The 15,598-nt window shown below is 63.2% G+C and carries 14 protein-coding genes and 1 tRNA gene; 10 read left to right on the forward strand and 5 right to left on the reverse strand.

What is annotated here, in order from left to right; translation table 11 throughout:
* Window positions 1–11 precede the first annotated feature (11 nt).
* From BG60_RS16595 to BG60_RS16605, 3 genes are all read left to right on the forward strand, one after another.
* The gene (locus tag BG60_RS16595; protein WP_034472113.1) at window positions 12–287 is read left to right on the forward strand and encodes a hypothetical protein; all 276 of its coding nucleotides are present in this window, start codon (window positions 12–14) and stop codon (window positions 285–287) included.
* A gap of 169 nt (window positions 288–456) precedes the next feature.
* A complete protein-coding gene (locus tag BG60_RS16600) occupies window positions 457–1,914 on the forward strand; it encodes an esterase-like activity of phytase family protein (protein ID WP_051996532.1) in 1,458 nt (485 codons plus the stop codon).
* Window positions 1,915–2,086: 172 nt separating this feature from the next.
* Window positions 2,087–2,605 (forward strand): hypothetical protein, encoded by a 519-nt coding sequence (locus BG60_RS16605; protein ID WP_008350407.1) that lies wholly within the window; start codon window positions 2,087–2,089, stop codon window positions 2,603–2,605.
* Window positions 2,606–2,616: 11 nt separating this feature from the next.
* On the opposite strand, the gene BG60_RS16610 is transcribed toward BG60_RS16605, so the two are convergent.
* The gene (locus tag BG60_RS16610) at window positions 2,617–4,203 is read right to left on the reverse strand and encodes an inorganic phosphate transporter (RefSeq protein ID WP_034472177.1); all 1,587 of its coding nucleotides are present in this window, start codon (window positions 4,201–4,203) and stop codon (window positions 2,617–2,619) included.
* Window positions 4,204–4,465: 262 nt separating this feature from the next.
* Here BG60_RS16610 and BG60_RS38755 point away from each other — a divergent pair, with 262 nt between their 5' ends.
* The gene (locus BG60_RS38755; protein WP_160172896.1) at window positions 4,466–4,606 is read left to right on the forward strand and encodes a hypothetical protein; all 141 of its coding nucleotides are present in this window, start codon (window positions 4,466–4,468) and stop codon (window positions 4,604–4,606) included.
* An 85-nt stretch (window positions 4,607–4,691) separates the two neighbouring features.
* Window positions 4,692–5,102: a hypothetical protein gene (locus BG60_RS16615; RefSeq protein WP_008350411.1), complete on the forward strand. Its 411-nt coding sequence runs from the start codon at window positions 4,692–4,694 to the stop codon at window positions 5,100–5,102.
* 635 nt (window positions 5,103–5,737) lie between these two features.
* Here the strand turns inward: BG60_RS16615 and BG60_RS16625 are convergent.
* The 4 genes from BG60_RS16625 to acs form a co-directional block, all read right to left on the reverse strand.
* A tRNA-Ser gene (locus tag BG60_RS16625) sits at window positions 5,738–5,827 on the reverse strand.
* A gap of 43 nt (window positions 5,828–5,870) precedes the next feature.
* Window positions 5,871–7,895 (reverse strand): sodium:solute symporter family protein, encoded by a 2,025-nt coding sequence (locus tag BG60_RS16630; RefSeq protein WP_034472117.1) that lies wholly within the window; start codon window positions 7,893–7,895, stop codon window positions 5,871–5,873.
* Window positions 7,892–8,218 (reverse strand): DUF4212 domain-containing protein, encoded by a 327-nt coding sequence (locus tag BG60_RS16635; RefSeq protein WP_008350418.1) that lies wholly within the window; start codon window positions 8,216–8,218, stop codon window positions 7,892–7,894. Before BG60_RS16635 ends, BG60_RS16630 begins: the two co-directional genes overlap by 4 nt.
* 76 nt (window positions 8,219–8,294) lie before the next feature.
* A complete protein-coding gene (gene acs, locus BG60_RS16640; RefSeq protein ID WP_008350420.1) occupies window positions 8,295–10,277 on the reverse strand; it encodes an acetate--CoA ligase in 1,983 nt (660 codons plus the stop codon).
* Window positions 10,278–10,610: 333 nt separating this feature from the next.
* Between acs and BG60_RS16645 the strand changes: the two genes are divergently transcribed.
* From BG60_RS16645 to murI, 5 genes are all read left to right on the forward strand, one after another.
* Window positions 10,611–11,510 carry a DMT family transporter gene (locus BG60_RS16645; RefSeq protein WP_033537208.1) on the forward strand — a complete coding sequence of 300 codons (900 nt, stop codon included), beginning with the start codon at window positions 10,611–10,613 and terminating at the stop codon, window positions 11,508–11,510.
* Window positions 11,511–11,713: 203 nt separating this feature from the next.
* A complete protein-coding gene (locus BG60_RS16650) occupies window positions 11,714–12,304 on the forward strand; it encodes a TIGR00645 family protein (RefSeq protein ID WP_034472119.1) in 591 nt (196 codons plus the stop codon).
* Window positions 12,305–12,358: 54 nt separating this feature from the next.
* Complete coding sequence (locus BG60_RS16655; RefSeq protein WP_008350426.1) at window positions 12,359–13,882, forward strand: fumarate hydratase; 1,524 nt, start codon at window positions 12,359–12,361, stop codon at window positions 13,880–13,882.
* 205 nt (window positions 13,883–14,087) lie between these two features.
* Window positions 14,088–14,564: a bacterioferritin gene (gene bfr, locus BG60_RS16660; RefSeq protein ID WP_008350427.1), complete on the forward strand. Its 477-nt coding sequence runs from the start codon at window positions 14,088–14,090 to the stop codon at window positions 14,562–14,564.
* 4 nt (window positions 14,565–14,568) lie between these two features.
* Window positions 14,569–15,450 carry a glutamate racemase gene (gene murI / locus BG60_RS16665; RefSeq protein ID WP_034472121.1) on the forward strand — a complete coding sequence of 294 codons (882 nt, stop codon included), beginning with the start codon at window positions 14,569–14,571 and terminating at the stop codon, window positions 15,448–15,450.
* Window positions 15,451–15,598: the final 148 nt, after the last annotated feature.

Raw genomic sequence — 15,598 nt, forward strand, 5'->3', positions numbered from 1 at the left:
AGGAGACAGATATGAAAACCACTACCGCGATCGCTGGCGCGCTCCTCGCGCTGGCCAGCACCAGCGCGCTTTCGCAGGAAATGTCGCGCGATCAGTTGATGCAGCGTCAGCAGCAGATGCAGCCGGGCAAGAATGAACCGATGCCCGCCCCGCGCACGGGCGACTCGTCGCAAGGCGGCGTGCAGTCCGGCACCTCCGGCGGCGGCACGCTGATGCAGCAGCGCGAGCAAGGGATGTCGCCGGCTCAGCCGGGTGACTCCAAATCGACCGGGACGATCAAGCAGTAGCCGCGCACTTTCGTCCACGACGCCGGCCTTGCGCCGGCGTTGTCGTTTCGGGATCGCGCGCTCGCATCGGTCGGATATGGCTCAAAGTAAAGGATCGCTTCCTTAGTCATATGAACGTCACTTGCCGCTCGTAATAATGCGCGGGCAATTCCATAGAAAGGAGACGTTCATGGTTCTAGCGCGTGCATGTGCCTTGTCGTTCGGTTTTTTAGCGTTGACCATCGCGGGTTCGTCCGCTTGGGCGAGCGTCGATCTCATCGCGATCGGTCAGTTGAGCGGCAATGCCGTCGATCGCTCGAAGGCGACGGCCGCGCCGCTCGAAAACGGCGCGCCGGGCAATCTGCTCGGCGGGCTCGGCTCCGGACTCGCGTATGCCGGCTGCGACACGTTTCTCGCCGTGCCCGATCGCGGCCCGAACGCGATCTCGTACAACAAGGCCATCGACGACACCGCGTCGTACATCAACCGTTTCCAGACGCTGATCCTGCGCCTCCAAGCCGGCGCGAAAGGCGGCACGTTGCCCTACACGCTCGATCCGACACTCATCGACACGACGCTCCTCCATACGCGCGAGCCGCTCGTGTACGGCGACGGCGCCGCGGCGAACGTCGGCAACGGCGCGCCCGCGTTCAACGCGAAGAAGCACACGCACTACTTCACCGGCCGCTCCGACAACTTCGCGCCGACGCGGCCGTCGACGTATCCGCGCGACGCGCGCTTCGATCCGGAAAGCATCCGCGTGGCGCGCGACGGCGCGAGCGTCTTCATCTCCGACGAATACGGCCCGTACATCTATCGCTTCGACCGGCAGAGCGGCGAGCGCATCGCGGCGTACGCGGTGCCGGCGTCGTTCGCGGTGACGGCGCTCTCGCCCGTCGGCAGCGACGAGATCGGCGCGAACGCGTCGGGCCGCGTCGCGAACAAAGGCATGGAAGGCCTCGCGATCTCGCCGGACGGCGACGCGCTCTTCGGCGCGATGCAAAGTCCGCTGCTGCAGGACGGCGGCACCAATGGCGCGTACACGCGCATCCTGCGCATCGATCTGCGCACCGGCAAATCGACGCAGTTCGCCTATCCGCTCACCAACATGGGCACGGCCGACAAACCGAACTATCCGACGATCAGCGATATCGTCGCCGTGAACGACCACGAGCTTCTGCTCGACGAGCGCGACGGCAAGGGCCTCGGCGACGATTCGAGCGCGGCCGTCAAGCGCGTGTATCACGTCGATATTTCGGGCGCGCAGGACGTGAGCCAGACGAGCGGCGCGAGCGGCCTCGCGCCTTTCGCGCTGCAGAAGACGCTGTTCCTCGATGTCGTCAAGGCGCTGAACGCGCACGGCATCGCGTCGACCGACATTCCGGCGAAGCTCGAAAGCCTCGCGTTCGGGCCGGACGTGCGCGTCGGCGGCGCGCTCAAGCACACGTTGTTCATCGCGAACGACAACGACTTCGTCGGCACCGTGACGGACACGAACCATCCGGACGGCATCGATAATCCGAACCAGTTCTTCGTCTTCGCGATCGACGATGCCGATCTGCCGGGCTATGTCGCGCAACGTCTCGACGACAAGGCTTGCCGCTCCCGCCACGACGACGATCACGGCCATCGCGGTCATGACGATTGACGCGGCCCCTTCGCGCGCTTATCCACAGTTTCGGTGGACAAGCGTGTAGATAAGTCGAGGGCCGCGCGTCTATCCCGTTGATGCGACACGCGTTTCGCGGATGCGTCCGGCGAACGCGCGCCTCCTTAAACCGTATATACTGTTTTCTCCACATACGACGGGAGAGAACGGGATGAGCACACCGCAAGTCAAGGCGCCGACGAAGAAGGCGTTTCATTTCCCCAAGGGCGCAACGGAAGCCGCGCCCGCTCCCGCGAAGCGCGGGGCCAAGGCCAGCAAGAAGACGGCTAAACCCGCAGAGCAGACCAAGGCCGCGGCCACGACGCCGAAGACCGCGAAGAAGCCGGCCGCGAAAGCGCCCGTCGCAAAGAAAGCCGGGAAGACGCCGACAGTCGAAGCCGCTGCCGCGAAGAAAACGGAGAAGACCGTCGCGAGCCAGCCGAACGCCGACGCGAAAGCCCGCCGCGTGAAGAAGGAAAAAGTCGTGCGCGACAGCTTCACGATGCCCAAGTCCGACTACGCGAAGATCGCCGCGCTCAAGGAGAAGTGCCAGAAGAACGGCGTGCGCGTGAAGAAGAGCGAACTGCTGCGGGCCGCGCTCGCGATGCTCGACGCCGCGCCCGAGAAACGCCTCGTCGAAGCGATCAAGGCGCTCGAAACGGTCAAGACCGGCCGCCCGGCGAACGCCTGAACGTCACGCACTCAGAAGAGATTTCTGAACGCCCAGTAGAGACCGGCGGCGAGCGCGATCGACGCCGGCAACGTCAGCACCCACGCGAGCACGAGGCTGCGCACGGTGTTCCATTGCAGCCCCGAGCCGTTGGCGGCCATCGTTCCGGCGACGCCCGAAGACAGCACGTGCGTCGTCGAGACCGGCAGGCCGTAGGCATCCGCCGCACCGATGGTCAGCATCGCGATCAGCTCCGCCGACGCGCCCTGCCCGTACGTCAGATGCTGCTTGCCGATCTTCTCGCCCACGGTCACGACGATGCGCTTCCAGCCGACCATCGTGCCGAGCCCGAGCGCGATCGCCACCGCGACCTTCACCCACGTCGGGATAAACTTCGTCGCGTGATCGAGCTGCTTCTTGTAGTTGTCGATCACGGCGCGGTCCGCGGGCGCGAACGCGGGCGCGTTCGCCTTCTCCATCAGGCGGATCGCTTCGGACGCGAGATACATGTTGTTGCGCACGTTATCGACAAGGTTCTGTGGCACCGCCGCGAGCGATCCCGACGCGCCGACCTGGTTCGCGATGATGTCGGTCAGTTGCTTCAGCGCGGGCAGCGTCGCGGGCGAAAGCTGGCGCGTACGCACGTAGGATTGAACGTCTTCGCGTGCATCGGCGGATGGTGGCGCATCGTTCAGATATTTCGCGAAGCTCGCCGATGCCTCGTGCGCCACGGCTACGAAGTTCTGCGTTTCGGCGGGGCTCACCGCCTTGTTGAGCGCGTAGGCAGTCGGCACCGTGCCGATCAGAATCAGCATGATGAGACCCATGCCTTTCTGCCCGTCGTTCGAGCCGTGCGCGAAAGATACGCCGGTGCACGTCAGAATCAGCAGTGCGCGAATCCAGAACGGCGGCGGATGATTTTTCTTCGGTTCCTTATAGAGCGCCGGCACGCGCACGAGCGCCTTCAGCAAAAGCAAGAGGAGTCCCGCGCAGATGAAGCCGACGATCGGCGAGAACAGCAGCGACTTGCCGACGCCCGCCGCCTGCGACCAGTCGACGCCGCTCGTGCCGTTCGGCCCGCGCAATAGCTGATTCATGAGACCGACGCCGATGATCGAGCCGATCAGCGTATGCGAGCTCGACGACGGCAGGCCGAAATACCACGTCGCGAGGTTCCAGATGATCGCGGCGATGAGCAACGCGAAGACCATCGCGAAGCCTGCGCTGCTGCCGACCTGGAGTATCAGCTCGACGGGCAGCAGTTGCAGGATGCCGAACGCGACCGCGCCGCTCGAAACCAGCACGCCGATGAAATTCCACGTCCCGGACCAGACCACCGCGAGGTTCGGCGTCAGCGAGTGCGTGTAGATGACGGTCGCGACCGCGTTGGCGGTGTCGTGGAAGCCGTTGACGAACTCGAATCCGAGCGCGATCAGCAGCGCGACGGCGAGCAGGAAATAAGGCAGTGCGGAACTCAGCCGGACGGATTCGAGATCGTTAGCCAGATGCAATCCGACATAACCGATACCGCCGAGAAGTATGAGACCGAAAACGATGAGACCGGTCCGGCGCGTGCGTTCGCTCACGCCGCCCTGCTGAGGAAATGCGATATCCGGCATGGTTGCCTCGCGTTCACCGTAGCGCAGCAAAGGATACGGTCCGTCGACCTTTCCGACTGTGAATCTTTTGTGTCAACAGTTCATGTAAAACTTTCGCTGCGCGCATGCTGACGCGCGTACCCCTCCTTTCGCCCATGTCCGCATGCAAAGCGCGCTCCCCGCGTCATGCGGGTTTTGCGCTCGCGGAAGCATCGGCATCCTGAACGCATCGGAGTCGCGCACGTGACGCCGTTCGCCATCGATATCCGCAAAGGGGGCTGCCATGTACTTCGGGACACTCGTCGCTCGGTCGCGCGACGATCAGGAAAATGCGACCTGGCAGCGCGACATGGATGCATCGCGCGTCGTCACGGCCGGCCGTTGCCGCGCGTTCTGGCGCTGGCTCGCACGATGCTTCGCGTGAGCGGAAACATCCGAAAGTAAAGGATCGTCGCGCACCCGAGGTAATAGGATTCGTCCGAGCGTTTCCAAGCGCCGGAGCGGCTTAAATGCAGGCCTTCCGTTATTACAAGAGGCTTTTCAAGATGAATGACCTGCATATTTCCGTCGATCCGAACGGCCACGCGACGCTCTCGCAGTCGGTGCAGATCAGCGAACATTGCAACAATCGCGCGCGACTGCTTACGTCGCTCGTGAACATCGTCGCTGCGCCGGGTGGCTTCGAGCACTTCTGCGCTTATCCCGAAGCGATGCGGCGCGACATCCTGAATTTGCTGCGCTCGGTGGCAGAGGAGCAATTGCCGCTTATCGCCGCACTCGAGGAGCACGCGACGAAGGCCGGTTATGAGCGAGGTGCTCAGGCGGCGCGCGAAGTGCTCATTCAGGAACAGCAGGCGGCGAACTCCGCGCTGCACTACGACGCCGAGAATCACGCCGCTCAGATGATTCTCACGCACTGAGCTTGCAATGCGATGCCCCGTGTCTTACGCGGGGCGTTTCTTTCTCGGCGGATCGGCCGCCGCGCGCAACCGTCCAAAGTCCGTTGCACCGCCGCAAAGCAAGAAGGCGACGCGCGAAGCGGCGGCACAATCCGCAGTCACCACGACGGAAACGGATCGAATTGCAGCGTTTGCCGGCAAGCCGGCGCATCGTTGAACGATTGCCGCTTACATAACGCGATTAATCCGATTTCTTTCCTGGCCGCATCGTCTATCCTTCTGAATGTCGTAAGAGATGGGCTGCATGGGCCGCTGCGCCCTGCCATGTGCGAGAGTTCATCGAGCATTATTAGAGGCGCAACCGTACCAGCGCTCATGACTCTTACGACAACTCTTCTCGCTCCCCTCCACTTGTTGTCCGCATGCTCGACGCTCGATCGATTGCGCGCCGCCATGTTCAATCAGTTATCCGAATCTATGATGTCGAAGCGCGAGGAAAAGGACGAAGCTTCCTCATTTTCGATTTGAACCACTTGAGATTCGAAACAACGACGGGCCGCGTTTCGGATTTTTTCGGCATACGGGCCTTTTACAGCGCCCGCGTCAATTCTGAGAACAAAAAAGAAAAGCCCTTGAAGATCAAGGGCTTGATATTCTGGCGGAGAGAGGGGGATTCGAACCCCCGATAGGTTTTACCCTATACACGCTTTCCAGGCGTGCGACTTAAACCACTCATCCATCTCTCCGGAAGTCCGCGATTATACCAAGTTCCCACGCCTGCGCCAGCCCCTACGGATGGCGAATGTAATCGACGAGCGCGCGCGTGTACGCATCCGGCTTCCGATCGAACAGACTCACAACGATCGCCACCGCGAATCCGGCCGGCACCCCGAACACGCCCGAGCTGATCGGCTCGATGCCGAACCAGCGCGGCCCGGCGAAACCCGTCAACTGCACGAAGAACGGATACGTCGACACGATGTAATACACGCAGACGACGAGCCCCGCGATCATGCCCGCGACGACACCCCGCTGCGTCGTGCGCTTCCAGAACACGCCGAGTACGAGCGCCGGAAAGAGACTCGACGCTGCAAGCGAAAACGCCGCGCCGACCAGAAACAGAATGTTGCCCGCATTCAGCGACGCCACATACGACGCGAGCAGCGCCACGCCGAGCAACAGAATCTTCGAGATCGTCACGCGCCGCTGGCTCGTCGCGCGGCGATCGACCATGCAGTAATACACGTCGTGCGAGAGCGCATTCGCGATCGTCAGCAGGAGCCCGTCCGCCGTCGACAAAGCCGCCGCGAGCGCGCCGGCGGCAATCAGCCCGGAAATCACATACGGCAATCCCGCGATTTCAGGCGCCGCCAGCACGACCATGTCCGGCTGCATCTGAATGCCGGCCCAGCGCACGATGCCGTCGCCGTTCAAATCGCCGATGCGGATCAGATACGGCTCCACGCGCCGCCATTGCGTGACCCACTGCGGCAGATCGGCAAAGCGATGCCCGACGAGCCCCGTCAATATTTCATGCTTGATGAGCACCGCGAGCACCGGCACCGTCAAATAGAACAACGCGACGAAGAACAGCGTCCATCCAACCGAGCGCCGCGCCGACGACACCGACGTCGTCGTGTTGTAGCGCGTGAGGATGTGCGGCAGGCTCGCCGTGCCGATCGACAGGCACAGGAGCAGCGACAGAAAGTTGATCTGATGCACGCGCGGGCTCTCGTCACCGGCCGAGCCGGGCGCGAACGCCTCGGCCATCGGCACGGGCGCGGCGACGCGCTCGATCAACGCATCGCGTTCGCGCGACCATTTGGCGTGCGCATCGGCGGCATCGCGTGGAAAAGCCGCGAGTTCGCGCTCGCGCTCGTTGATCTCGCGCAGCGGCCCGTTGTGCCGGCGCAGTTCCGCGATCTCCGCGGCGAGGCGCGCGTGCTCGGCATGGAACGACTGCGGCAGCGCGTCGATGCGTTGCTGAATCAGCGCGGCCTGCCGCTGATAATCGGCGCGCACGCGCGCTTCGTCGGGCGACACGGCGACCGCGCGTTCGAGCGATTCGACGCGCTCCATCACGCGCCCGTAGTTGAATTGCGGGAACCACCCGAGCCCTTCGCGATGCGCGATCATCGACACGGGAATCAGCATCGCGCTGATGAGGATGATGTATTGCGCGACCTGCGTCCACGTCACCGCGCGCATGCCGCCGAGAAACGAGCACACGAGAATGCCCGCGAGACCGCAGAAGATGCCGATCGAAAACTCGATGCCGATGAACCTCGACGCGATCAGCCCGATGCCCTGGATCTGCGCGACGAGATAGACGAACGAACAGAGAATCGCCGCGAACGCCGCGAGCCCGCGCACGAGGTTGCTGGAGAAGCGCGTGCCGAGAAAATCCGGAATCGTGTAGCGCGCGAGTTTGCGCACGTACGGCGCGAGCAGGAACGCGACGAGGCAATAGCCGCCGGTCCAACCCATCACGTACGCGAGGCCGTCGTAACCACTTGCGTAGATCGACCCGGCAAGCCCGATGAACGATGCCGCCGAAAGCCAGTCGGCGGCCGTCGCCATGCCGTTGAACGCGGACGGCACGCGCCGTCCTGCCACGTAGTATTCGACGAGATCCGACGTGCGCGACAAAAGACCGATCACCGCGTACACCGCGATGGGCACGAACAGGAACACATAGCCGATCCACGTTCCCGGCCCCGTCGTGCGCTCGATGCGCTCCATCAGAAAGATGAACAGCAGGAAGCCGACCGTATAGAGCGCGTAGGAGAGGATCAGCCGGTTCGTGAGCTTCATGCGGCGTCGCCCTGTTCGGCGCGGGCGGCACGGGCAAGACGCGCATCGGCCATCTGCATCAGCACGATATAGATGAGGATCAGCGCGATGTAGACGAGAATCGCGCCCTGCGCGCCGAAATAGAACGGCAGCGGAAAGCCGGCGACGCGGGCATGCTGGAAGCGTTGCGCGAAGAGCGGCAGGCCGAAGGAGACGACGAAGCCGATGGTCATCAGCACGCCGATCAGCGCGATATTGAAGCGCCAGTAGCGCCGATGCGCGCGCGCCATCGCCGCCGATACGGGCGGCGGCGAGGCAGGCGTCGGGTTGGAAGAATCGGACATGCGGTTTTTTAACAAAACCGCATGTCATCGGCAATAAGGATCGACCGCTGCCGCGCGAGGCAGCGGTCGCGGACGATCAGCGCGCTTCGCCGAGCTGATCCAGAATCGCGGGATTTTCCAGCGTGGAGACGTCCTGCGTGATCTCCTCGCCCTTCGCGAGCGAGCGCAAGAGCCGCCGCATGATCTTGCCGGAGCGCGTCTTCGGCAGGTTCTCGCCGAAACGGATGTCCTTCGGCTTCGCGATCGGACCGATCTCCTTGCCGACCCAGTTGCGCAGTTCGGTGGCGATCTGCTTCGCTTCGTCGCCTTCCGGGCGCGCGCGCTTCAGCACGACGAACGCGACCACGGCTTCACCCGTCGTATCGTCCGGACGGCCGACGACCGCGGCTTCCGCGACGATCGGATTCGCGACCAGCGCCGACTCGATTTCCATCGTGCCGAGGCGGTGGCCGGAGACATTCAGCACGTCGTCGATGCGGCCCATGATCGTGAAGTAGCCGGTTTCCTTGTCGCGCACCGCGCCGTCGCCGGCGAGATACAGCTTGCCGCCGAGTTCTTCCGGGAAATAGCTCGTCTGATAGCGCTTGGGGTCGCCCCAGACGTTGCGCAGCATCGACGGCCACGGGCGCTTCACGACCAGAATGCCGCCTTGCCCGTTCGGCACGTCCTGGCCGGTTTCATCGACGATCGCGGCCATGATGCCCGGCAGCGGCAGCGTGCAGGAACCCGGCACGAGCGGCGTCGCGCCCGGCAGCGGCGTGATCATGTGGCCGCCGGTTTCGGTCTGCCACCACGTATCGACGATCGGACATTGCCCACGGCCGACGTTCTCGTGATACCACATCCACGCTTCCGGATTGATCGGTTCGCCGACCGTGCCGAGGATGCGCAGCGTCGACAGATCGAAGCTCTTCGGATGAACCTTCGCGTCCGCTTCCGATGCCTTGATGAGCGAGCGGATCGCCGTGGGCGCCGTGTAGAAGATCGTGACCTTGTGGCGCGCGATCATCTCCCAGAAGCGGCCCGCGTGCGGATACGTCGGCACGCCTTCGAACATGACCTGCGTCGCGCCGATGGCGAGCGGCCCGTACGCGATATAGCTATGCCCCGTGATCCAGCCGATATCCGCCGTGCACCAGAAGATGTCGCCCGGCTTCATGTCGAAGGTCCACTTCATGGTCTGCGCGGCCCACAGCAGCGTGCCGGCCGTGCTGTGCTGCACGCCCTTCGGCTTGCCCGTCGAGCCGGACGTGTAAAGGATGAAAAGCGGATGCTCCGCGCTCACCCATTCCGGCTCGCACTTCGCCGATTCGTTCTCGACGATTTCATGCAGCCACGCGTCGCGGCCTTCGGTCCATGCGACCTTTCCGCCCGTGCGCCGATACACGATGACGTCCTTCACCTTCTCGCAGCCGCCCGCGGCGAGCGCTTCATCGGCGATGCTCTTCAGCGGCAGCGCCTTGCCGCCGCGCATCTGTTCGTCGGCGGTGATGAGCGCGACCGCGCCGACATCGACGAGACGTTCGTTGAGCGACTTCGACGAGAAGCCGCCGAACACGACCGAATGCGTCGCGCCGATACGCACGCACGCCTGCATCGCGACGACGCCTTCCACCGACATCGGCAGATAGATCACGACGCGGTCGCCCTTTTTCACGCCGCGCTTCTTGAGCGCATTGGCGAGACGCGAGACGCGGTCCAGCAGATCCTGATAGGTGACGTTGGTGACGGTGCCGTCGTCGGCTTCGAAGATGATCGCGTTGTCGTTGCCGCGGCCCGCTTCCACATGACGGTCGAGACAGTTGTACGACGCGTTGAGCTCGCCGTCCTCGAACCACTTGTAGAAAGGCGCCTTCGATTCGTCCAGCACCTGCGTGAAGGGCTTGTGCCACGTGAGCGTCTCGCGCGCAATGCGCGCCCAGAAGCCTTCGTAGTCACGTTCCGCTTCCGCTACAAGCGCCTTGTAGGCGTCCATGCCGGAGATTGCCGCACCCGCGCTTGCCTTGGCTGACGGCGGGAACACACGTTTTTCCTGAAGAACCGATTCGATCGCAGACATCGACAACCTCTCCTGATGGTGTTTCCGAAATCCGGCGGCGCGCGCATCGCTGAATGGGTTGCGCGCGCCGCATGTTTATGAGGTTCGAAAGCGGCGAACGCGCGGCGTTCCCGGCTTCGACCTTGTCTCCTTTCTACCGTACCGGAGCGGCACGGAACAATGTCACGGCACATTCGCATGCCGGCGACATCCTGCATTGAATTCAAGATAAGCCGCTCAACTTACCCGCTTCTTACGTGGCCGGGCCAACAGGCACGGGGTATACACGGAGTCCGCGCGGCTTCTACAATGCGTCCCCACAATCGTAACTGAACTCCCAGCGCGGTATCCAGCTTGAATCGCTACGCCCTTCTTTTGATTGCAGCGATGCTGCTCGTCGGAAGCAACGTCGGCATCGGCAAATCGATCGTCGCATTCGTTCCCGTTCCGCTCTTCGCGCTGCTGCGCTTCGTGATCGCGCTCGCGGTGCTCTGGCCGCTTCTGCGCTGGTCGAAGATGAAGCGCGTCGCGCGCGGTGAATGGCTCAACCTTTTCCTGCAGGCATTCTTCGGCACGTTCGGCTTCACCTTGCTGATGTTGAACGGCGTCGCGCGCACGAGCGCCGTCGCGGCGGGCGTCATCACGAGCACCATTCCGGCCGTGGTCGCGCTCTTCGCGTGGATCTTGCTCAAGGAGAAGCCGGGTCCGCGCGCGCTCGCGTCGATCGGACTGGCGATCGCGGGCGTGCTCGTCATCAACGTCGCGCAGGCCGGGGATGCGGGCGCGAGCTCCCTGCCCGGCAATCTGATGGTGCTCGGCGCCGTGTGCTGCGAATCGCTCTATGTGATCCTCTCGCGCCGTCTCACGCAGACGCTGCCCGCCATCGACATCTGCGCGTACACGCACGCGATCGGCCTGTTGCTCATGCTCCCGCTCGGCGCAACATCGCTCGCGCACTTCGACTGGACGAGCGTCGCCTGGAACACGTGGGCGCTCGTCCTGTGGTACGGGCTTTCGGCGAGCATCTTCTCGTTCTGGCTGTGGATGAAGGGCATCCGTCACGTCGACGGCAGTCTCGCCGGCGTCTTCTGCGCCGTGCTGCCGGTCGCGGCGGCGCTCTACGGCATCGCCTTTCTCGACGAACGTCCGACGCTCGCGCACGGCATCGCGCTCGCGTGCGTCGTGACGGGCATCGCGCTCGCAAGCTTGAAGGCGCGCGCCCGGGCTTCCGTTTCGGGCGAAACCGGCGCCTAGGACGGGTTCAGCGGATTCTGAAAGCATTTGGGAAGTCCGCGCGACGACACGCTACAATAGCGGGCTTCCCGACACCGCGAATGCGCCAATACCCGCCGCTCGCCGGCGGATTGCAAACGCTCCGCACGCACTTTGAACGTTCCGGTTCGTCATATTCGCCAGTCATCATTCCGGTTCGACCCGCCCCGACTGAAAAGCCGCCCATGTCCGCTCCCAAGCATTCTCCCGCCTCGCCCAAGCAGCCCGGCTCGATGAAACTGCTGCCGAAAGTCATCTTCATGAGCCGCTGGCTCCAGGTGCCGCTCTATCTGGGCCTGATCGTCGCGCAAGCCGTGTACGTCGTCCTGTTTCTGAAGGAAGTCTGGCATCTCGTCACGCACGCGATGACGCTCGACGAAACCAATATCATGCTCGTCGTACTCGGCCTGATCGACGTGGTGATGATCTCGAATCTGCTCATCATGGTGATCGTCGGCGGATACGAGACGTTCGTGTCGAAGCTCGGCGTGGAAGGCCATCCCGACGAGCCCGAGTGGCTCGATCACGTCAACGCGGGCGTGCTGAAGGTGAAGCTGTCGATGGCGCTCATCAGCATCTCGTCGATCCATCTGCTGAAAACCTTCATCAACCCCGACCAGCACACGTTTCACACCGTGTTGTGGCAGGTGATTATCCACGTCGCGTTCCTCGTTTCCGCGCTCATCATGGCGTATGTCGACCGGCTGACCACGCATACGCATCCGCGCCATTTCCACGACGAGTCCTTTGCGCCGCCGAAAAGCGCAGTCGAGTGAAGCGTCCTTCAGAACGCCCGCAGGAAAAAATTCAGTCCCCCAGAGCCCAAAGCCATGACAGTCATCAAGCAGGAAGACCTGATTCAGAGCATCGCTGATTCGCTGCAGTACATCAGCTACTACCATCCGCTCGACTATATCCAGGCGCTCGGCCGCGCCTACGAGCTGGAAGAAAGCCCGGCCGCGAAGGACGCGATCGCGCAGATACTGACCAACAGCCGCATGTGCGCGGAAGGCAAGCGTCCGATCTGCCAGGACACGGGCATCGTCACGGTGTTCGTGAAGGTCGGCATGGACGTGCGCTGGGACGGCGCGACGATGTCGGTCACCGACATGATCAACGAAGGCGTGCGCCGCGGTTATCTGAACCCGGACAACGTATTGCGCGCATCGATCGTGAGCCCGCCCGAAGGCGGCCGCAAGAACACGAAGGACAACACGCCGGCCGTGATCCACTACGAGATCGTGCCGGGCGACAAGGTCGACGTTCAGGTCGCGGCCAAGGGCGGCGGCTCGGAAAACAAGTCGAAGTTCGCGATGCTGAACCCGTCCGATTCGATCGTCGACTGGATTCTCAAGACCGTCCCGACGATGGGCGCGGGCTGGTGTCCGCCGGGCATGCTCGGCATCGGCATCGGGGGCACGGCCGAAAAGGCGATGGTCATGGCGAAGGAATCGCTGATGGACCCGATCGACATTCAGGATGTCATCGCGCGCGGCCCGCAGGACTGGATCGAAGAACTGCGCGTGGAACTGCACGAGAAGGTGAACGCGCTCGGCATCGGCGCGCAAGGTCTCGGCGGTCTCTCGACCGTGCTCGACGTGAAAATCATGGCCGCGCCGACGCACGCGGCATCGAAGCCGGTCGCGATCATCCCGAATTGCGCGGCGACGCGCCACGCGCACTTCACGCTCGACGGCTCGGGCGCGGCGAAGCTCGAAGCCCCGCCGCTCGACGCATGGCCGAAGGTCACATGGCAGCCGAACACGGAGACGAGCAAGCGCGTCGACCTGAACACGTTGACGCCGGAAGAAGTCGCATCGTGGAAGCCGGGCCAGACGCTGCTCTTGTCGGGCAAGATGCTGACGGGCCGCGACGCCGCGCACAAGCGCATCGCCGACATGCTGGCGAAGGGCGAGAAGCTGCCGGTCGATTTCACCAATCGCGTGATCTATTACGTCGGCCCGGTCGATCCGGTTCGCGACGAAGCGGTCGGTCCGGCTGGCCCGACCACTGCCACGCGCATGGACAAGTTCACCGAGATGATGCTCGCGCAAACCGGCCTCATCTCGATGATCGGCAAGGCCGAGCGCGGCCCCGTCGCGATCGAGGCGATCAAGAACCACAAGGCGGCGTATCTGATGGCGGTCGGCGGCGCGGCGTATCTCGTGTCGAAGGCGATCCGCGAGGCGAAGGTGCTCGCGTTCGAAGACCTCGGCATGGAAGCGATCTACGAGTTCGACGTGCAGGACATGCCCGTGACGGTGGCAGTCGATTCGAGCGGCACGTCGGTTCACAAGACGGGCCCGGCCGAATGGCAGGCGAAAATCGGCAAGATTCCGGTCGCGACGGCTTGATCGCCGCTTAATGGCGGTTTATCACCGTGACTGAATGACGAGAGCCGGGCGATGCGCCCGGCTCTTTTCTTTGAACCGCCGCCAGTCGAGAAGCGTTTTCATTCTCAGTTTCGTCTGAAACAAAAAATTTCTACCTAGCCTTGGCATCGGCACACTCAAGGTTTATCTTTCCAACAGCCCCACGTTACGAACAGGAAACAAAATCATGCAAGGCGACGCGAAAGTCATCGAATATCTAAACGCGCAGTTGAAAAACGAACTGACCGCGATCAACCAATACTTCCTGCACGCGCGGATGTACCAGCACTGGGGCCTCGAAAAGCTCAACAAGCACGAATACGACGAATCCATCGGTGAGATGAAGCACGCCGACTGGCTCATTCAGCGCGTGTTCATGCTCGACGGCCTGCCGAACCTGCAGGACCTGCACAAGCTGCTGATCGGCGAAGAGACCAAGGAAATCCTCGAATGTGACCTGAAGCTCGAGCAGATTTCCCAGTCGACCTGCAAGGAAGCCATCGCGTATTGCGAGTCGGTGCGTGATTTCGTCTCGCGCGAAATCTTCGAAAAGATCCTGCACGACACCGAAGAGCACATCGACTGGCTGGAAACGCAGCTGGATCTGATCGACAAGGTCGGCATCCAGAATTACCAGCAGACCATGATGGGCGATCACGAATAATCGGATGTCCCGCGTAGCGCCCTTCCCGATGCAGAACGAGCGTGCCGCGTCTGACGCGAGCGCGCCGGTCGGCATTTTCGATTCCGGCCTCGGCGGATTGTCGGTGCTGCGCGCCGTGCGCGCGATTCTGCCGCACGAGCGTCTGATCTACGTCGCCGATTCACTGCATGCGCCCTACGGCGAACGCGACGACGATTTCATCGTCGACCGCACGATGGCAATCGGCGAGTGGCTCGTCGGTCAGGGCGCGAAGGCGCTCGTCGTCGCGTGCAACACGGCCACCGCGCAGTCGATCGCGCTCGTGCGCGAGCGTCTGCCGATTCCGCTCGTCGGCGTGGAACCGGGCGTGAAGCCGGCGGCGGCGGTCTCGAAGTCGCGCGTGGTCGGGGTGCTGGCGACCGCCGTCACGCTGCGCTCCGCGCGCTTTCAGTCGCTGCTCGACCGCTACGCCGGCGACTGCCGCTTCATCTGTCAGGCGGGACATGGGCTGGTGCAGGCTGTCGAGCGCTGCGACACCTCGTCGCCCGCGCTGATGGCGCTGCTCGAACGCTATATCGCGCCGATGCTCGATGCCGGCGCCGACACGCTCGTGCTCGGCTGCACGCACTACCCTTTTCTTGATCGCGCAATCCGCGACATCGCGGGCGAGCGGCTGCAGATCGTCGACACGAGCGTCGCCATCGCGCGGCAGCTCGATCGTCTGCTCGACGCGCACGCGCTCAAAAATCTCGGCGCGCCGTCCGACGATATGCCGCGCTTCTGCTCCACCGCCGACGGCGAATCGCAGCGTCAACTCGCCGCCGCGCTCCTTCAGCTCGATGCCAAAGTCGAGCACGTCGACATCCCCTCGCGCCGAACGCGCCTCGCCGAACCCGACATCGTCTGAGGGTTTCTCACGCGCGTTGGCAGTTCCATCGCGCGCTTTGCCCCGTCAGACAAGGCTCTCCTAGCAATAAACCCGCTAACTTTCGCCCTCTGTTACAAAAAACACCGTCCTGCGCTTGCAAAGGCGCCAATACCGAATGATAATAATT

Origin of the sequence: Caballeronia zhejiangensis, assembly GCF_000698575.1 — a bacterium.
GTDB lineage: Bacteria > Pseudomonadota > Gammaproteobacteria > Burkholderiales > Burkholderiaceae > Caballeronia > Caballeronia zhejiangensis.

Excerpts from the sequence above, each read along its gene's own strand:
- BG60_RS16595 (WP_034472113.1), top strand. The coding sequence starts at position 12 with ATGAAAACCACTACCGCGATCGCTGGCGCGCTCCTCGCGCTGGCCAGC.
- BG60_RS16600 (WP_051996532.1), top strand. The coding sequence starts at position 457 with ATGGTTCTAGCGCGTGCATGTGCCTTGTCGTTCGGTTTTTTAGCGTTG.
- BG60_RS16605 (WP_008350407.1), top strand. The coding sequence starts at position 2,087 with ATGAGCACACCGCAAGTCAAGGCGCCGACGAAGAAGGCGTTTCATTTC.
- BG60_RS16610 (WP_034472177.1), bottom strand. The coding sequence starts at position 4,203 with ATGCCGGATATCGCATTTCCTCAGCAGGGCGGCGTGAGCGAACGCACG.
- BG60_RS38755 (WP_160172896.1), top strand. The coding sequence starts at position 4,466 with ATGTACTTCGGGACACTCGTCGCTCGGTCGCGCGACGATCAGGAAAAT.
- BG60_RS16615 (WP_008350411.1), top strand. The coding sequence starts at position 4,692 with ATGCAGGCCTTCCGTTATTACAAGAGGCTTTTCAAGATGAATGACCTG.
- BG60_RS16630 (WP_034472117.1), bottom strand. The coding sequence starts at position 7,895 with ATGAAGCTCACGAACCGGCTGATCCTCTCCTACGCGCTCTATACGGTC.
- BG60_RS16635 (WP_008350418.1), bottom strand. The coding sequence starts at position 8,218 with ATGTCCGATTCTTCCAACCCGACGCCTGCCTCGCCGCCGCCCGTATCG.
- acs (WP_008350420.1), bottom strand. The coding sequence starts at position 10,277 with ATGTCTGCGATCGAATCGGTTCTTCAGGAAAAACGTGTGTTCCCGCCG.
- BG60_RS16650 (WP_034472119.1), top strand. The coding sequence starts at position 11,714 with ATGTCCGCTCCCAAGCATTCTCCCGCCTCGCCCAAGCAGCCCGGCTCG.
- BG60_RS16655 (WP_008350426.1), top strand. The coding sequence starts at position 12,359 with ATGACAGTCATCAAGCAGGAAGACCTGATTCAGAGCATCGCTGATTCG.
- bfr (WP_008350427.1), top strand. The coding sequence starts at position 14,088 with ATGCAAGGCGACGCGAAAGTCATCGAATATCTAAACGCGCAGTTGAAA.
- murI (WP_034472121.1), top strand. The coding sequence starts at position 14,569 with ATGTCCCGCGTAGCGCCCTTCCCGATGCAGAACGAGCGTGCCGCGTCT.